The 16,183-nt window shown below is 69.2% G+C and carries 13 protein-coding genes; 5 read left to right on the top strand and 8 right to left on the bottom strand.

Going from position 1 to position 16,183, the window contains the following annotated elements; all coding sequences use genetic code 11:
• Positions 1 to 35 precede the first annotated feature (35 nt).
• The 5 genes from AC4BEG_RS01020 to AC4BEG_RS01000 all read right to left on the bottom strand — a co-directional run bounded on the left by AC4BEG_RS01020 (position 36) and on the right by AC4BEG_RS01000 (position 6,100).
• The gene (locus AC4BEG_RS01020) at positions 36 to 1,199 is read right to left on the bottom strand and encodes a M20 metallopeptidase family protein (RefSeq protein ID WP_490703993.1); all 1,164 of its coding nucleotides are present in this window, start codon (positions 1,197 to 1,199) and stop codon (positions 36 to 38) included.
• Positions 1,196 to 2,344, bottom strand: coding sequence for an amidohydrolase family protein (locus AC4BEG_RS01015; RefSeq protein ID WP_490703992.1), 1,149 nt, complete (start codon positions 2,342 to 2,344; stop codon positions 1,196 to 1,198). Before AC4BEG_RS01015 ends, AC4BEG_RS01020 begins: the two co-directional genes overlap by 4 nt.
• Positions 2,334 to 3,641: a type I glutamate--ammonia ligase gene (locus AC4BEG_RS01010; protein WP_490703991.1), complete on the bottom strand. Its 1,308-nt coding sequence runs from the start codon at positions 3,639 to 3,641 to the stop codon at positions 2,334 to 2,336. Before AC4BEG_RS01010 ends, AC4BEG_RS01015 begins: the two co-directional genes overlap by 11 nt.
• The gene (locus AC4BEG_RS01005; RefSeq protein WP_490703990.1) at positions 3,638 to 5,113 is read right to left on the bottom strand and encodes an APC family permease; all 1,476 of its coding nucleotides are present in this window, start codon (positions 5,111 to 5,113) and stop codon (positions 3,638 to 3,640) included. The genes AC4BEG_RS01010 and AC4BEG_RS01005 overlap by 4 nt, the downstream gene beginning before the upstream one ends.
• A gap of 105 nt (positions 5,114 to 5,218) precedes the next feature.
• Positions 5,219 to 6,100 (bottom strand): MurR/RpiR family transcriptional regulator, encoded by an 882-nt coding sequence (locus AC4BEG_RS01000; protein WP_490703989.1) that lies wholly within the window; start codon positions 6,098 to 6,100, stop codon positions 5,219 to 5,221.
• Positions 6,101 to 6,514: 414 nt separating this feature from the next.
• Here AC4BEG_RS01000 and AC4BEG_RS00995 point away from each other — a divergent pair, with 414 nt between their 5' ends.
• Positions 6,515 to 8,080: an alpha/beta hydrolase gene (locus tag AC4BEG_RS00995; protein ID WP_490703988.1), complete on the top strand. Its 1,566-nt coding sequence runs from the start codon at positions 6,515 to 6,517 to the stop codon at positions 8,078 to 8,080.
• A 959-nt stretch (positions 8,081 to 9,039) separates the two neighbouring features.
• Here the strand turns inward: AC4BEG_RS00995 and AC4BEG_RS00990 are convergent.
• From AC4BEG_RS00990 to AC4BEG_RS00980, 3 genes are all read right to left on the bottom strand, one after another.
• Positions 9,040 to 9,504 carry a GNAT family N-acetyltransferase gene (locus AC4BEG_RS00990; RefSeq protein ID WP_490703987.1) on the bottom strand — a complete coding sequence of 155 codons (465 nt, stop codon included), beginning with the start codon at positions 9,502 to 9,504 and terminating at the stop codon, positions 9,040 to 9,042.
• On the bottom strand, positions 9,501 to 10,112 hold the full coding sequence (locus AC4BEG_RS00985; protein WP_490703986.1) for a TIGR03086 family metal-binding protein: 612 nt from the start codon (positions 10,110 to 10,112) through the stop codon (positions 9,501 to 9,503). The genes AC4BEG_RS00990 and AC4BEG_RS00985 overlap by 4 nt, the downstream gene beginning before the upstream one ends.
• Positions 10,113 to 10,286: 174 nt before the next feature.
• Positions 10,287 to 11,186, bottom strand: a complete 900-nt coding sequence (locus AC4BEG_RS00980; protein WP_490703985.1) for a LysR family transcriptional regulator — start codon at positions 11,184 to 11,186, stop codon at positions 10,287 to 10,289.
• Positions 11,187 to 11,400: 214 nt separating this feature from the next.
• On the opposite strand from AC4BEG_RS00980, the gene AC4BEG_RS00975 reads away from it, so the two are divergent.
• The 4 genes from AC4BEG_RS00975 to AC4BEG_RS00960 are packed head-to-tail and all read left to right on the top strand — an operon-like array spanning position 11,401 to position 16,161.
• Positions 11,401 to 12,678, top strand: coding sequence for an MFS transporter (locus AC4BEG_RS00975; protein WP_490703984.1), 1,278 nt, complete (start codon positions 11,401 to 11,403; stop codon positions 12,676 to 12,678).
• Positions 12,679 to 12,721: 43 nt separating this feature from the next.
• Positions 12,722 to 14,092 carry a M20/M25/M40 family metallo-hydrolase gene (locus tag AC4BEG_RS00970; protein WP_490703983.1) on the top strand — a complete coding sequence of 457 codons (1,371 nt, stop codon included), beginning with the start codon at positions 12,722 to 12,724 and terminating at the stop codon, positions 14,090 to 14,092.
• Between the two features lie 45 nt (positions 14,093 to 14,137).
• Positions 14,138 to 15,364: a CaiB/BaiF CoA transferase family protein gene (locus tag AC4BEG_RS00965; RefSeq protein WP_490703982.1), complete on the top strand. Its 1,227-nt coding sequence runs from the start codon at positions 14,138 to 14,140 to the stop codon at positions 15,362 to 15,364.
• Positions 15,361 to 16,161, top strand: coding sequence for an enoyl-CoA hydratase/isomerase family protein (locus AC4BEG_RS00960; RefSeq protein WP_490703981.1), 801 nt, complete (start codon positions 15,361 to 15,363; stop codon positions 16,159 to 16,161). The genes AC4BEG_RS00965 and AC4BEG_RS00960 overlap by 4 nt, the downstream gene beginning before the upstream one ends.
• The last annotated feature ends 22 nt before the right edge of the window (positions 16,162 to 16,183 follow it).

Below are 16,183 nucleotides of genomic sequence, written 5' to 3'. Positions count from 1 at the left end.
CGGGGGTCCTTATGAGTGGAGCGAGGTGGCGGGGGTCAGGTGATCAGTTCGGCGGCGGCCAGGTAGCCGGCGAGCATGGCGTGGGCGACATCCCGTATCCGCTCGTCCGCCGGCAGGAAGGTGGGCGAATGGAGCTGTTCGGAGCCACCGTGGGTGCCCACGAACATCATCAGCGAGGGCAGATGTTCGCAGAAGAAGGAGAAGTCGTCCGAGCCCGCGGAACGCAAGTCGTCACCGGCGCGCAGGTAGAGACTGCCGAGCAGGGGCCGGGTGGCGGCGGTCAGCGACTCGTCGTTGTGGAGGACGGGCTCTCCGTGGTCGATGGTCACCTCTGCGGTGCAGCCGTGGGTCTGTGCCACCAGCTCCGCGACCTCGACCAGCCGGGAGTGCAGGATGTCGCGGTCACGACCGTCCAGCGCTCGCAGTGTGCCGCGGGCTTCGGCGGTGCCGGGGATGACGTTGGCAGCGGTGCCTGCTGTGAGGGTGCCGATGCTGAGGACGACATGTGCCATGGGGTCGGTGCCGCGGCTGACCAGGCTCTGGAGGGCGACGACAACATGTGCCAGGGCGACGACGGGGTCGCGGGTGAGGTGCGGGTAGGCGGCGTGGCCGCCGCGGCCCCGTACGCTGATCGTGAACTCGTCGGCCGAGGCGTTGACACCACCGGGGGTGCAGGCGACGGTGCCGACGGGCAGCAGGGGTTGGACATGTGCCCCGATCACGGCCCGGCAGCCTTCGCGCTCGAGGATGCCGTCTTCGACGATGCTCCGGGCGCCGGAAGGATAGGTTTCCTCCCTCGGTTGCAGAACCGCCAGCAGCGGGGCGGGGCCACCACTCCGGTCGACGGCGCGGGCCAGCGCGGTGAGCGCGGCCAGATGTACGTCGTGGCCGCAGGCGTGCATGATCCCCGGGTGCTCGGATGTCCAGGGTGCGCCCGTGGTCTCCTGCACGGCGAGTGCGTCGAGTTCGCCGCGGACCGCGACCGCGGGCCCGGGGCCACCGACCCGCACCACGGCCCCGGTGTCGGCGACCTTGGTGGTGGGGCCGGTGGGCAGCGCGGCGAGCAGCAGATCGCGGGTGGGGGCTTCGGCACCGGACAGGCAGGGACGTGCGTGAATGCGGTGGCGCAGTGCCACGGCGGCCGGCAGTTCCTCCTCCAGCGCGGCGGACAGCGTGGCGAGGTGGTGGTGTTGGTTCATTCCGCGGTCTCCAGCCGGTAGACCCGACGGGCGTTGTCGCGGCCGGTCATGCGCACCACTGTGAGGGCGTCGTCCACGTTCCATTCCCCGCTGTCGGTCCAGGCGCTGATGGCTCTGGCCATACCGCGGCGCCACAACAGGGCGCCGAGATAGTGGAGTTCGGGCGGCCCCCATGCGTCGGAAGAGAAGAGGATCTTGGCGAAGGGAGCGAGTTCCAGCGATTCGGCGATGACGGCGTCGGAACGCACACCGGTGTAGTTGATGCCGAGGCCGACATCGAAGTACACATGCGGGAACACCTGGGCCAGATAGCCCGCGTTGCGCTGGAAGGGGTAGCAGTGCAGCAGCAGCAGGTCGGTGCCGTGCGGCTCGACGTTCTTGATGAACCGGGTGAGCAGCAGCGGGTCGCACCGATGGAGTTCGACATCCGGGTCGCCGTACCCGGCGTGCAGTTGGATCGGCAGCCCCCGGTCGACCCCGCACCACAGGGCGAAGCGCAGCAGAACCGGGTCGTCGACGCGGATGGTGCCGGTGTCTTCACACGCTCTGAGCCAGGTGTCCGCCGCGGCGGACACCTCGCGGTCATGGGGGCGTGCGGGGTCGAAGTCGAAGCCGTGACGGTAGGCGATGATGCTCTTGAGGCCGACCGCGGTGGCCGTGCGGGCGGCCAGGGTCTCGCGGAACCGGTCGGGAAGGGCGGTGGCGGTGACACCGGTGCGCACCATGTCTTCCAGTACGGTCTCCAGGCGCACCACTTCGTCGACACGGCGGCTGGAGGCGGCGGCCATGCCCTGGAGGCCGAGGATGTCCTCGCCCTTGTAGCCGGTCTCCAGCAGATAGTGGCCGATGCCGGAGGCCTTCAGCAGTCTGCGGTTGACCTCCTCGGTGCCGAGTTCGTGGCGGCGGGCCAGGTATGTTTCGGGATCGGCGTGGGGTGCGAGGCCGAGGACGGGGGCGCACCAGCGGCGGACGGCGAAGCCGATCTGTGAGTCGAACTGGGTCATCCACGACGGGATCGGGCGGTCGGACTCGGTGAGCATCTCTTCCAGCGCGGCACGGTCGGCGTCATGGCGCAGGGCGCCGTGCACATGATGATCCACGAGAGGGAGCCGCTCGATCTCGGCGGCGAGCCGGTCAGTAGACATTCCGCACCCTCCGGATGCGCTCCGCGTCGTCCAGGCCGTCGAGCTGGGCGAGTTCGGACCGTTTGACGGACAGGTGGGTGGCCAGGAGCCGCGGGTCGAACCAGGACCGGACGGTGTGGTCCTTCTCCAGGGCGTCCAGGGCCTCGTCGAGGCTCGCGGGCAGGGGCGGGGCCTGGGCCAGTACGGACTCGTCGGTCTCCTCCGGCCACACGGTGGGCTCGTCGTAGTTCCGGGTGAGGCCGGCCAGACCGGCGCGGATCAAGGCGGCCAGCGCGAGCCAGGGATTGGCCGTGGCGTCGGCGGCGCGGTACTCCAGGTTGAACTGTTCGGCGGGGTCCGAGCCGCCCAGTGCGCTGGTGGGACAGATACGCAGCAGGGCCTCGCGGTTGCGCTCGGCCAGGAACGCCCCGCCGCTGCTCCAGCGGTGCGGTGTCAGGCGCAGGAAGGACACCGGACTCGGCGCGGTCAGGCTGGTGAGCGCGGCGGTGTGGGCGAGGATGCCGGCGCTGAACCGGGCCCCGGTGGAGGAGAGCCGCCCGGGGCGCTGCGGGTCGTACAGAGCGGGGCGGCCGTCCGCGTCGCGCAGACTCAGGTGGATGTGCACACCGTTGCCGACGCCGGTGGTGGCGAGGAGCGGGGAGAAGGTGACGGGCAGACCACGGCGCCGCGCCAGATCACGGACGAGTTCCTTGAGGAGCACGGCACGGTCGGCCGCGGCCAGGGCCTCGGCGGGGCGCAGGGTGACCTCGAACTGGCCGTCGCCGTACTCGGGAATCCAGGTCTCCGGCTCAAGACCGGCGTGTTCCAGCAGCCGTACCAGATCCGTGCCGAAGGGTTCCGCGTCCCGGAAGCGCCGCAGCGAGAACGGGGCGCTCTCGGGCAGCCCGTCGACGACGAATTCGTGCTCGAAGGCCGCGACAACCTCCAGCCCGGTCTGTTCGCGCAGCTCCGTCAAGGTGTCGCGCAGGAAGGTACGCGGGCAGCAGGCCCAGGGCTGCCCGTCCGGCAGCGTCTGGTCGGCGAGGTAGAGCAGCATTCCGGGTGCGGTGCTGTCGGCGGGAATGCCGACCGCGGTGGCGGCGTCGGGGACCAGCCGGATGTCGCCCCGGGAACCGAAGACGTTGTCGGGGGCGATCGGCCCGAACGAGGAGATCGCGAGGTTCGCGGGGACCCAGCCGGTGCCGCTGCGCAGTACCGAGTCGTGTGCGGCGGAGGGCACTGACCGGCCTCGCACCAGGCCGGCCAGATCGCAGGTGGCGACGAAGACGGTGGTGGAGCCGTCGGCGAGGGGTGTCATGAAACCACCTTGATGTTGTCAGCGGTCGGCTCGGGGCCCTGCTGCTGTTCGTCGCCGGTGTCCCCGTTCAGCTCACTGGTGAGGCGGGTGCCGATGCGCTGTGCGAGCGAGGGAGCCAGCAGGATGATGGCGACGCCGGTCAGGCACCAGGCCGCGGCGATCCAGGGAAAGTAGGTGTAGGGCGCGCTGAGCCCTACGGCCTGCTTGAAGAAGACGAAGCAGAGGTAGCCCAACCCGATGAGGGGGATGGGGAGTTCGCGGCGGGGGATGCTGCCGCGGCCGGAGAGGGTGAAGACGATCACGCCGGCTCCGGCGAGGGCGTAGACCACCAGGACGCACAGCACGCCGATGGTCGCGTACCAGTAATAGGTGTCGAACGCGGAGGTGCCCAGGCCGTACATCACCAGGGTGAAGGTGATTCCCACGCCACCGCACAGCCACAGGGCCCTGGTGGGGGCGCCGGTCGTGGGATCGGTCCGGGCGAGCGCCGGCGGACCGAAGCCGTCGCGGGCCAGGGCGAACACCATGCGGGATGCCGCGGCGGAGGAGGACAGCGCGGCGGCGAAGGCGGAGGCCACCGCGGTGAAGGCGACGACGAGCGAGAACCAGGTGCCCAGATAGCTCTCGGAGAGCGTCACCAGCGCTGATTCCGCACCGGCGAACGCGCTCACCCCTTTGTCGTCGGTGCCGAAGCCGATGGTCTGGACGAACATCATCAGGATGTACAGAACACCGGTGAGAAACACACTGCCCACCAGGGCGCGCGGGATGTTGCGCCGGGGGTCATCGGTCTCCTCGCCCAGGGACGCGCAGGCCTCGAACCCGGCCCAGGACAGGAAGGCGAAGACCGTCGCGGTCATCACGGCGCTGTAGGTGGCGGCGCCGGGTGTGAACACCGACAGGTCGAACGACTGGTGGCGAGGGGCCGACCCGGTGCTGGTGCGCCCGATCACGACCGCCGCGAGCAGCAGCATGGCCACGATGCCGATGCCTTCGACGATCAGCAGGGTACGGGCGGTGATCCGGGTGTCACGCGAGTTGAGCGCGGTGACACCCAGGCCGGCGGCGATCGCCACGGCGACCCAGGGGCCTGTGGACGTCATACCGAAGGCGTGAAGGAACGCGTGGGCGAAGACACCCGTCGCGGCGAGGGTGCAGACGAGGAAGGCCAGGTAGGTGCCCAGCAGGGCGAAGCCGCCGAAGAAACCGGCGCGGGGCCCGATGGTCGCCCCGGCCAGGGCGTAGACGGATCCGGCGTGGTGGAAGTGCTGGGTCAGCCGCCAGAAGCCGTAGCCGACGACGGCGACACCGAGGAGCCCGAGCAGGAAGACGAGGGGCACCGCCTTGCCCACGGTGGCCGCGACCCCGGCACCGTTGAGACCCATGGCCAGGGTGGGACCCATGAGGCCGACGGAGAGAGCCAGCGCCTCCCAGAGGCGCAGTTTGCGTGGCGTATGAGGATGATCGGGCACGACGTACTCCCGAGCAGAAGGGGGCCGCGTGACCGCGACCCGGGGACCCCCTCATGAAATATTCATTACATGTGGCAAGTCAACGGTGATGCTGAAACAAAATTTTCATGAGTCCTGGGTTCCGCCCCGCAAGGTGCCCTCCGCCGCCCGCATCCGCTCCTCGGCTGCCGGGCCCAGGCGTGCGTGCACAGCGGCGACCAGGGTTTCCACCAGTGCCACGGGGGCCACGATGCTGTCGAACGGACTGGGCGCCTCGACCCGCGCGGGGAGCACCACATCGGCGAACTCGGCCGCGGGTGACAGCCACGGGTCCGTGAACAGCACGATCTTCGCCCCTCGCGCATGGGCGTGCCGGGCCAGCTCCACGGTGTCGTCCTGATAGCGGCGGAAGTCGAAGACCACACACACGTCCCGGCGGCCCACATCCACCCGGAACCCCGCGTCCCGCCCCGGGGTGGGGGTGTGCACGATCGTTCCCGGACGCAGCACCCGAAGGTGCAGATCGAGGTATTCGGCGAGGAGTTGGGAGAAACGGCCGCCGAAGCATGCGATCCGTTTGGTCGGGTCGCAGATCAGCTCCACCGCGCGATCGAATTCCTGCTCGGGAAGGGCGGCGAAGGTCTGCCCCAGCGTGGTCGTGCCCACCTGCCGTGCCGCCTCCACCAGCTCGGAGGTCGGTGAATCGGCGCCGATCACCGGTGCCAACGTCAGCGGCGACGCCTGGCGCGCCTGCACCTCCTCGCGCAGCGACTGCTGGAACTGCCGGTATCCGTCGAACCCGAGCCGTGCGACAAAACGCACGACGGTGGGCGCGCTGACTCCGGCCTGGGAGGCGAGCCCCGACGCGGAGTTCAGCCCGGCGGCCGGATAGTTGGCGGTCAGCTCGCGGGCGATCTTCATCTCGGCCCGGGAGAGGCCGCCCTGTACGCGGCGTAGCCGTTCGGCCACGGTGACGCCCAGGCCGGCGGGCTCCTCCGCACCGCTCACCGGCTCCGTGCCCCCCAGGAGGCGGTTCGCATGATCGCTTCGGTCTCCGGCCCGGTCGGCCATGGGCTTCCCCTCTCCACGCTGTGTGCCGCGACGATCGTTCCACACGCGCGGGGGGCCGAGGAGGTACGCGAGACCTCGCGGTAAGTGCCCCGGCGTCCGCGCGCCGGACCTGGGAGGTCGGGTGTCGGTGGCGCTGGAATGCGCGCCTCCTCGGACGCGCCGGGACACGGTGCGCGCACCTGGCGGCACGGCGAACGCCGCACACGGTGAATCTTCGCGCACCACATGATGAGCGCGTCACCGTGGCGCGAGGTGCCGACATGCCGCCAACCGCCCATCGGCGGCCCGCTGTTACCTCGCCATCATGTGGCCACCAAGGCACCATCACATGGGGCCGCGATCCTGACGGGCATGAAAGATTCGAATGATCGTGCCGGAGCGCATGAGGCGGGTCCGGTGGCATCCTCGCGCAGGCGGCGCACGGTCCGCCTTACCCATGCGTCGGCGGCCGGGGTCCTCGCCACATCACTTCTGGTGATCCCGCAGTTCGCGTGGTCGAGCCCGAGTGACAAGCCGAACGCGGACCCCGCGTCGCCGACGATCCACTGGTCGGCCTGTCCGAAGGCCGAGCCGCCCATGCCCGATCCGAGCAGGCGAGCGGAGTGCGGCACGGTGCGGGTGCCGGTCGACTGGGCGCGTCCGGACGGACCGACGATGAAGATCGCGGTCGCCCGCCAGAAGGCCACCGACCCCAGCAAGCGGATCGGGGCGCTGCTGTCCAATCCGGGCGGGCCCGGAAGCACGGGTCTGGACGACGCCTATTACGCCGACACCCCGGTCGAGGGCTACCGCAAGAGCATCAGAGAGCGGTTTGACATCATCGGCTTCGACCCGCGCGGTATCGGCCGCAGCGGAGAGCTGCGGTGCGATGACCGGCTCGCCGAGAAGATTCCCACCCGTCCGAAGAACGCCTCCGAGTTCCAGCGCATGCGCGTCCTGAACAAACGGCTCGCGGACAGCTGCCGCGAGCGCAGCGGCCCGATCGTCGGCCATATGGACAGCGAAAGCGTTGCCCGCGACATGGACGCGATCCGTGCGGCTCTCGGCGAACGGAAGATCAGCTTCCTTGGCCACTCGTACGGTACGCGCATCGGCGAGCGCTATGCACGCCTCTTCCCGCAGAACCTCCGGGCGCTGGCCCTCGACAGCGCCATGGACCCCTCCCGTCCCGGTGCTGAGCGTTTCCTCATGGACGGCACCGCCGCCGCCGACAACGCGGTGCGGCAACTGGCGAAGTGGTGCGACAAGGATGCCTCGTGTGCCCTGAAGGGCAAGGACGTGGAGGCCGTTGTCCGCGGGCTCTTCGCCCGTGCGGACGCGGGCACGCTGTTCGAGCCCGGGCCGCACGGCCCCACGCGGAAGAAGGTCACCGCCCACCAGCTGTCCGGCTTCCTCACCGACTACCTGAGCAAGTGGAATCCACAGACCACCGCTGAGCAACTTGCCGCACTGCACAGCGGCAAGGGGAAGGTGTCCTGGATCGACCAAACCTCCCCGGAGCTCGCCTGGCGCTCGGTGATCTGCCGCGACGACGACCTCCGGCTGCGTGACTACGCCCACTATCGCGCCCTGCTCCACCGAGCCGCCGCCGAACACCCCAACACCCGCTACAACGCCCAGGCCCTGGACATGGTCCTCGGCTGCCAGGGGTGGCCGGTGGCAACCAAGCCGCAGCCGACGCAGAACAAGGGCGCCCTCCCGCCGGTCCTGGTCGTGAACGCCACACACGATCTCGCGACGCCACTGGCGGGCGCACAGCGCATGGCACGGGAGTTCCCGAAGGGAAGGCTCGCCGTCCTTGATTCGGTGGGCCACTGGCTCTACCGCAAGTGCGAGTCGCCCCTCCCGGCACGGGCGATCGACACCTATCTGCGGACGCTCAAGACCCCGCCCCCCGGCACGGTCTACCACCCCTGAGAAGGCTCCGCCGCGCATACGGCGCCGGGCACTTCTGGTTGCCGCATCCCCTCGGCCGACGCCACCGGCCGAGGGGATGCGGTACGCGGGCATCGGCGTGAACCTGAACTCTCAACGGGCGTTCGCCCGCACCACTTCGGAGGCTCTGAGGACCTTCCCGGCCGCGTCCAGTGCCTTCACCTGGAAGTAGGGGCCCCTGGCGCGGGTCGTGACCGCCGTCTCGAATCCGCCACGGGGAGCGGCCCGACCACCACGGAGAGGGAGCGGGGGGCCGGTCCGGCGAGCACCTGCCAGGCTCGTGTCCGCGTCGAGCCGTTCCACGACGCGTAGACCACGCGATGGCCGTCCCGCGTCCGTACGGCCGCCTTCGGCGGGTAGTACGGGGTGCCCACCCACGCCTGGCGAAAGGCCCGGTAGGAGATGTCCGAGCCCGGCATCCTGGCGTCGTAGAGCAGGTTCCGCGAGGGAGTGTTCTCGGTGTTCCCGGCCTCGGCGTACTCCGAGTAGTAGGACTCCTGGCCCCATCCGATGAACTGGTTGCCGCCCGGGAGCGCCTGGGTGTTGCCGCGACGCCGCGAACAGCGCTGATACGAGCCCGTAATTTCCGCTCAGCCATTGTCGTCTCCTTCAGCCGGGCATCCCGGTCCGGCCCATGTGTACGTGCGGCGCTTTCTGATGACGCCAGACAATACGTCCGGCCGCTTCTTTCCCCTTGACCGCTTGGGTAGGCCGTTTCGGGCGGTTTTGCCGCGCTCACCGAATACCTGGGAATCCCCATGGCTCACCGGAGGCATACGGCGGCGGGCGCGGGGCTCCGCGCATTCCGGAGAGCTGTCCGGTGGAGGAGATCCGCCGCCGTACTGCCGTTGGCCGCACTCCTGGCGGCGGGTGTTGTCCTGAAGCGGGCGGCGGCGGGATGAGTTCCAGCACTTCGACGGCGTGTCCGAGCCCGGATCTCATCAGGTGTCGAGCGACAGTTCCCACACTTCCTCCGGAGGCTGGAAACCGGAGCGCCGGTAGAGGGAACTGCTGCGCTCTGAGGGCCAGACGATCAGGGTGTCGTAGTCAGCGCCGCGCGAGTGCTGTGTGAGTGCTTCGAGGAGGGCCGCACCAACACCCTTGTTCCGTCGGGATGGTGTGACGTAGAAGTTCGTCACATAGCCGATCGGGTTGTTGTCGCCGTACGGCTCCGGCATCCGCTCCACCAGGTTGAGGAAGACATGGCCACAGATCTCGTTTCCGGTCTCCGCGACCCAGGCGAGCCACCGGCCTTCGCCGAGCCGGTCGCGGATCCAGCGCTCGGTCTCTTCCAGCGACCGGTCCGCAACCGGGTTTTTTCGACGGGCCCGCGCCCATGCGTCGATGGCCGCGATGAGGACGGTGGCCGGACGCCCTGACCGGTGGGCGTCCGGCCCACGGGTCACACCTGCGCCGGACTCCAGTCCGGGCGACGGCCGAGGTAACGCAGCAGTGCCGCCACGTCGTCGTCGCCCTTCTCGGCAGGGAGCTCCGGACCGAAGGCGAAGCCACGCAGTGGCTCGACGAGTTGCCGTGCCGCGGCGAGCAGCGGGCGGGCGAGGTCGGCGGTGAGCGGCGACGGCTGTCCGGCGGCTATGGCGATGTCCCAGCCGTGGACGGCCGCGTCCAACGCGCAGGCGGCAGCGCCCAGTTCGGCCGACATCTTCTGCGGCGGAATCGGGACGGGCACCTCGGCGGTGTCGCGTTGCACCCCCGCCCATGCCTTCGCGGCACTGGAAAGCGCCGGCTCCAGCACATCCTCCGGCGCTCCCTCGAAGGCCGTGGCGGGCTCGAAGGGGTTGTACGCCGGTCCCGGCTCGCCGGTCAGAAACGCCGCGTACGCCTGCTGGTCTCCGGCCGCGTGCAGCAGCACCTGCGCGATGTTCCAGCCGTCGCACGGAGTCGGCTTTGCCCAGTCGGCGATGGGAATCTCTCGTACCGCACTGCGCAGCGCCCGGTGCGCCGCCTCCAGTAGCGGCCAGTCCGTGTGTGCCGCCTCAGCCCCGTTGGTCATGCTGCCCTCCTGATCTGCGGAGAAGCGCGTTGTGCACTTCTTCGCGTCAACCTGGCACACGCTCTGGCGCGTTGTCCGACGTTTACGCGATCCTGTTCGATCACGTGCTCGGCTCGTCCAGGGCTCCAGGGCTCCAGGGCTCCAGGGCGTCCCCTCAGTGGCGGCGTCGGTCACTCATACTTCGATTTCGGACAGCCGCTGAATCAGGTGGTCGGCGAAGGAGCTCACCACCTCCGGAAGCCGACGGCCCACCATGGCCTGGATCTGAAGGGTACGCAGGTGCATTTCCGGGTTGAGGAGGGCGATGGCCTTCAGCCCCTCCATGCGCAGGCGTTCATGCACGCTGATGTGACCGATCAATGACACGGCGTTCGCCTCTTTGACGAACGTCGCCAGCGTGGTGGAGCTGGAACTGACCAGCAAGGGTTCGAAGGAAATGCCCTCGATCGAGCAGCACAGGTCGAAGAGACGTCTGTTCGTCGTGCCTTCCTCGGTGAGGGCGACCGGATAGGGCAGAAGGTCGTGCAGGCGGATTTTGTCGTGCTGGGCGAGCGGGTGATCGGACCTGACCATGGCCTGGATCGGGGCGCGCTGGGCGTGTACGACCCGGACATCGGGAGTGGGCGCCAGGCTGAATGTGACGGCCAGGTCGGCCGAGCCGTCCTGGACCATCCGGGTGGCCTGCGAGGGGGACACCACGGGCAGTTGGAAAGTGGTCTCCGGATGGTCCTCGCGAAAGGACGCCATGGCATGCGGAAGGAATTCCTGTGCGGCACCCTGTGAACTGGCCACGCGAACGGTGGACCCCATGTGACCGCGACCGCGGATCTCCGTGAGGACCTGATCGGTTTCCAGTGCGGCCCGGCGCGCATAGGCGGCCAGGAGCGTGCCGGCCTCGCTCGGCACCATTCCGCGTGGTCGGCGCTCGAAGAGCGCCACCCCGATTTCCTGCTCGAGTTTGCCGATCTGCCGGCTGATGGCCGAGCCCGCGACCATCAGCCGCCTCGATGCCTCATTGACCGAACCGGTGCGGACCACTTCCAGAAAGTATTCAAGAGCCGGACTGTTCAGCATGCCCTCAGCATAGATATGCGTTGCCGTTCCGGCAATGAGGTGTTCGATAAGTTGCGATTGTGTGAACGCCCCGACGGCTCTAGCGTCATCGCCCAACGAGCTCACGGATTCATCCGCCGCTCCGGACTCGTTCATCGGCGGTTCCACCCTGCGCGACAGTTCCCCTGCTCGACCTGAGGGAGTGACACTCATGAAAACCGCTGGAGAGACACGGATGGACACGAAGGACCCTGTCAGCAGACGTCGTACGCGCCGTGCCGTCCTCGCGGCCACGGCCGGAAACACCCTTGAGTGGTACGACCTCACCACCTACGGATTCTTCGCGGTCCCGATCTCCAAGGCGTTCTTCCCGTCCGGCGATCCGACGGTCTCCCTCATGCTCGCGTTCGGCACCTTCGGAGTGTCGTACCTGGTCAGGCCCCTGGGCGCGCTGGTGCTGGGAACGTACGCGGATCGCACCGGACGCAAGGCCGCGCTGCTGCTGACCATACGGCTGATGCTGATCGGCACCCTGCTGATCGCTCTGATGCCCACCTACGCGTCCATCGGCATCGCCGCACCGGTTCTGATTCTGCTGGCCCGGCTGATACAGGGTTTCTCCGCGGGCGGAGAGTTCGGCAGTGCCACCGCGTTCCTGGCCGAGCAGACACCCGACCGGCGCGGATTCATGGCGAGCTGGCAGTTCGCCTCGCAAGGTTTCGCGACGCTGCTGGCCGCGACATTCGGCACCGTGCTGACCATGAGTCTGTCCGGGGACCAGCTGGATTCCTGGGGCTGGCGCATTCCGTTCCTGTTCGGTCTGCTGATCGGCCCCGTCGGATACCTGATTCGCCGCAACCTTCCGGAAACCCCCGAATTTGTCGAGGCGTCCGACACGGGCGATGTCACCACGACCCCGGTCCGGCGCGTACTGCGGGACCAGAAACTGCCGGTGCTCCTCATGATCGGCGCACTGGTGATGTCCACCGCGGTGACCTACGTGATCGTCTATATGCCGACCTACGCGGAGAACGTCCTCGGCCTGCCGTCCTCCGCGGGCTTCATCGGGGCGGTGGCATCCGGTGTGGCACTGACCACCGTGACCCCGCTGGCCGGCCATCTGTCCGACCGGTTCGGCCGCGTCCGCGTCATGCTGATCGCCGCGGCCGCGATGATGGTCAGCGTCTACCCGCTGTTCCTGCTGCTCACCGGCAATCCGTCGCTGCTGGTCATGGGCGTGGTGATGTTCCTGATCGGTCTGCTGAAGGCCTGCTACTTCGGTGCCTTGCCCGCCCTGATGTCCGAAGCCTTCCCGACCGCGACCCGCAGCACCGGGCTGTCCCTGAGCTACAACATCGGCGTGATGTCCTTCGGCGGCTTCGCTCCCGTGATCATCACCTGGATGATCAGCGCCACCGGCAACCGCCTCTCGCCCGGCTTCTACATCCTGGCGACCGGCGCGCTGAGCATCTCCGCCCTGCTGGCCGGCCGCCGCCTCCTCGCCCTGCGCTGACGCAAGCCCCCACAAGACACCGACCACAGAACGAGGTCACACGATGACGGACGCCGCCACCCTGCGCGCCCAGCTCCCCGGCACACCCCACGCACTCGTGCATGAGCGCCAGGACGAACTCCTCGCCGGACTGATGGAGTACCTCAGCCAACCCAGTGTGAGCGCGACCGGCGAAGGCTTTCCGGACGCGACCGACCGCGCGCTCGAGGAGGTCAAGCGGGCCGGTCTGACCCCGTCGGTACTCGACGGCGGGGGCCGTCCGCTGGTGGTCGGCCACCGGGCCGGGCCCGAAGGGGCGCCGCATGTCCTGATCTACGGCCACTACGACGTACAGCCCACCGGACCACGGGAGTTGTGGGACTCGGACCCCTTCGTGCCCGTGCTGCGCGACGGGCGGATCTGGGGGCGCGGCACCGGCGACAACAAGGGCCAGCACTACGCGCACCTTCAGGCGCTGCGCCTGTTCGACACATACGCCGGCGGACTTCCCTGTACGGTCACGGTCCTCCTGGACGGTGAGGAGGAGATCGGCAGCCCCACGCTGGCGGACACCCTGAGCGCACACCGTGAGCGCTTCGACTGCGATCTTGTCGTCTGGAGCGACCGTTCGGTGCACGAATCCGGAGAATGGTGCGTCTCGCACGGTGTCCGTGGCATGCTGCGGCTCCGCCTGCGCGCCACCGGCCCCAGCCGTCCTCTGCACTCCGGCAACTTCGGCAATGTTGCGCCCAACCCGGCATGGCGGCTGGTCCAGGCGCTGGCCAGTCTGAAGGACCCCAGCGGCCGGGTCCTGGTGGAGGGCTTCGACGACGGCCGTGAACCGCTGTCCGACGCTGACCGCGCCGCCTTCGCCGCACTCCCGCTGGACCTGCCCGAGGTGCTCGGCGACATCGGGCTGACCGAGATGGACCCCGCCTTCGACGGACTGTCCTTCTATGAGCGCCTGGCCGACCGTCCCACCTTGACGATCAACGGGATCACCTCGGGCGATACGTCCCGGACCATCATCCCGGACACCGCGGAGGCGGGAATCGACATCCGGCTCACGGCCGGACACGACCCGCAGGCCGTATTCGAGCGGGTGGCCGCACACCTGCGGACCCACGCACCCGATGTGACGCTCACCAAGCTCGGTGGCGTACCGGCGTCACGGACCCCGATCGACAACCCCCACACACCCAAAGTGGCACGGGCCATCTCCCGGGTCACCGGGCGCGATCCGCTGCTGATTCCCGCGTACGGCGGCACCCTTCCCGACTGGATCTTCACCGGGATCCTCGGTGTGCCCAGCATCGGCCTCCCGCTGGCCAACCATGACCAGGCCAACCACGCGCCCAACGAGAACCTGCGCGTCGACTACTTCCTCGACGCCACCGCCATCTGCATGGAACTGCTCCTCGAACTGGGCTCCTGACCCTCCGGTCCCGGTGACCCACGGGAAGAAAGGCGCAACACCACGATGCGCAACGCACCACACCACCGGTCCTGGCTCGTCCACGACGGTGTACTCGCCGGACTGAAGGTCCTGGACCTGTCCCGCATCCTCTCCGGTCCGTTCTGCACCATGATCCTTTCCGATCTGGGCGCGGATGTGATCAAGGTCGAGGACACCGTCTCCGGCGATGACACCCGTGTTTGGGGCCCGCCCTTCCAGGGCGAGGACGCGGCGTACTTCCACAGTGTCAACCGCAACAAGCGGGGCATCGCGGTCGACCTCAAAGACCCCGACTGTCTGCGCCTGATACGAGAGCTGGCCGCCACCGCCGACGTGGTCGTGGAGAACTTCCGGCCCGGCACCGCGGCCCGCCTCGGTCTGGGGTACCAGGACGTCCGCGAGACCAACTCCGGCGTTGTGTACGCCTCGATCAGCGGCTACGGGCAGACCGGCCCGTACCACGGCGAGCCGGGCTACGACGCGATCGCACAGGCCGTCAGCGGCGTGATGAGCGTGACCGGTGAACCCACCGGACCACCGGTGCGCTTCGGGGTGTCACCCGCCGACCTCGCCGCCGGGATGTGGGCCGCCATCGGCATCCTCGCCGCTCTCCGCAACCGCGAGCACACCGGCACAGGGGAATGGGTCGATGTCTCGCTGCTGGACGGGCAGGTGGCCTGGCTCAGCTATGTCGCCAGTGGCTACTTCGCCTCGGGCGACACCCCGCGGCGCCACGGTTCGGCCCACCCGGCGATCGTGCCCTACCAGGCGTTCCCCACCGCAGAGGGACACCTCATGGTCGCCGCCGGCAACGACGGGCTGTGGCGGCGCTTTGCCACCGCGATCGGCCTCGCCGGACTCGTCGACGACCCGCGGTTCGCCACCAACCCCGACCGGGTCCGCCACCGCGCGGAGCTGCTTCCGCTGATCGAACGCGCACTGCTGGAACGCGGCGCAAAGGAATGGGCCGTGCTCCTCACCGAGGCGGGGGTACCAGTCGGACCGATCAACACCGTCGAGGAGGCCCTCAGACATCCCCAGGTACTCGCGCGCTCCATGGTCACCTCGATCGATCACCCCAGTGCCGGGCCGCTGCGCACCATCGCCTCGCCCATCAAGCTGGCCGACCACCCGGCGACCGTGCGCACACCGCCTCCCCGGCACGGCGAGCACACCGAGCACATCCTGACCGCCCTCGGCGTCGACCCGCGTCAACTGGCCGGTCTCCGTGCGCGAGGGGCCGTGAAGTGAACTCCTCGCCCGCGTCCGGACTCGCCGTCGCCACATCCGGGTCCGGGGCGGTCGCCGAGATCCGGGTCGGCGACGGGACCCGCCGCAACGCCCTGCCCGGCTGGGCCTGGCAGCGCCTGGCCGCCCAGGTCGAGGAGCTCGGAGCCGCCCCGTCGCTGCGGGTGCTGGTGATCCGCGGAGAAGGCGACACTTTCTGCGCCGGCTCCGACATGAGCGACTGGGCGGACGCCGGCACCGGGTACGTCGAAGAGTCCTTCGCCCACATGGAGCGGGCGTTCAGGGCGATCGAGGAGTGTCCTGTCCCGGTGATCGCCGAGATCCGTGGCGCGGCCGCCGGTGCCGGATGCCAGCTCGCCCTTGCCTGCGACCTGAGGCTCATGGCGGACAGCGCACGGATCGGCATGCCCATCGCACGGCTCGGCATCCTCGCCAGCCCGGCCTTCGCCGCGCGCATGGTCGCCGTGGCCGGGCCGGCCGCGGCACGGGAGCTGCTCTACACCGGGCGGCTCATCGACGCCTGTACCGCGGTGGCGCTCGGGCTGGCCGACCACACCGTGACAGAGGCCCAACTCACTGCCCACACCGGTCGATTGGCCGCGGACATCGCAGAGCATCCGCCGTCGGCGATCCGGGCCGCCAAACTGGCGGTCACCGCCGCGCTGGAACCCCAGCGGAGGGCCACCGCCATCAACCCACGGCCGGCGGTGGCACGCCCCCACTTCGACCGGGCGATCGCGGCGTTCCTCGGTCGGTCCTCGGCAGCGGTACCGGCTCCGGCAGATCGTCGGCGGCTGTAGACCCGGGGAGGTACGCGCTCCC

It is taken from the genome of Streptomyces sp. JLBJ103 (assembly GCF_058215575.1).
Note: the sequence above shows the minus strand (reverse complement) of the source record. Positions and strands in the feature narration are given on the sequence as shown.

What these genes read in the sequence shown, in the direction of transcription:
- AC4BEG_RS01020 (WP_490703993.1), bottom strand. Translation starts at nt 1,199, where the DNA reads ATGAACCAACACCACCACCTCGCCACGCTGTCCGCCGCGCTGGAGGAG.
- AC4BEG_RS01015 (WP_490703992.1), bottom strand. Translation starts at nt 2,344, where the DNA reads ATGTCTACTGACCGGCTCGCCGCCGAGATCGAGCGGCTCCCTCTCGTG.
- AC4BEG_RS01010 (WP_490703991.1), bottom strand. Translation starts at nt 3,641, where the DNA reads ATGACACCCCTCGCCGACGGCTCCACCACCGTCTTCGTCGCCACCTGC.
- AC4BEG_RS00995 (WP_490703988.1), top strand. Translation starts at nt 6,515, where the DNA reads ATGAAAGATTCGAATGATCGTGCCGGAGCGCATGAGGCGGGTCCGGTG.
- AC4BEG_RS00985 (WP_490703986.1), bottom strand. Translation starts at nt 10,112, where the DNA reads ATGACCAACGGGGCTGAGGCGGCACACACGGACTGGCCGCTACTGGAG.
- AC4BEG_RS00980 (WP_490703985.1), bottom strand. Translation starts at nt 11,186, where the DNA reads ATGCTGAACAGTCCGGCTCTTGAATACTTTCTGGAAGTGGTCCGCACC.
- AC4BEG_RS00975 (WP_490703984.1), top strand. Translation starts at nt 11,401, where the DNA reads ATGGACACGAAGGACCCTGTCAGCAGACGTCGTACGCGCCGTGCCGTC.
- AC4BEG_RS00970 (WP_490703983.1), top strand. Translation starts at nt 12,722, where the DNA reads ATGACGGACGCCGCCACCCTGCGCGCCCAGCTCCCCGGCACACCCCAC.
- AC4BEG_RS00965 (WP_490703982.1), top strand. Translation starts at nt 14,138, where the DNA reads ATGCGCAACGCACCACACCACCGGTCCTGGCTCGTCCACGACGGTGTA.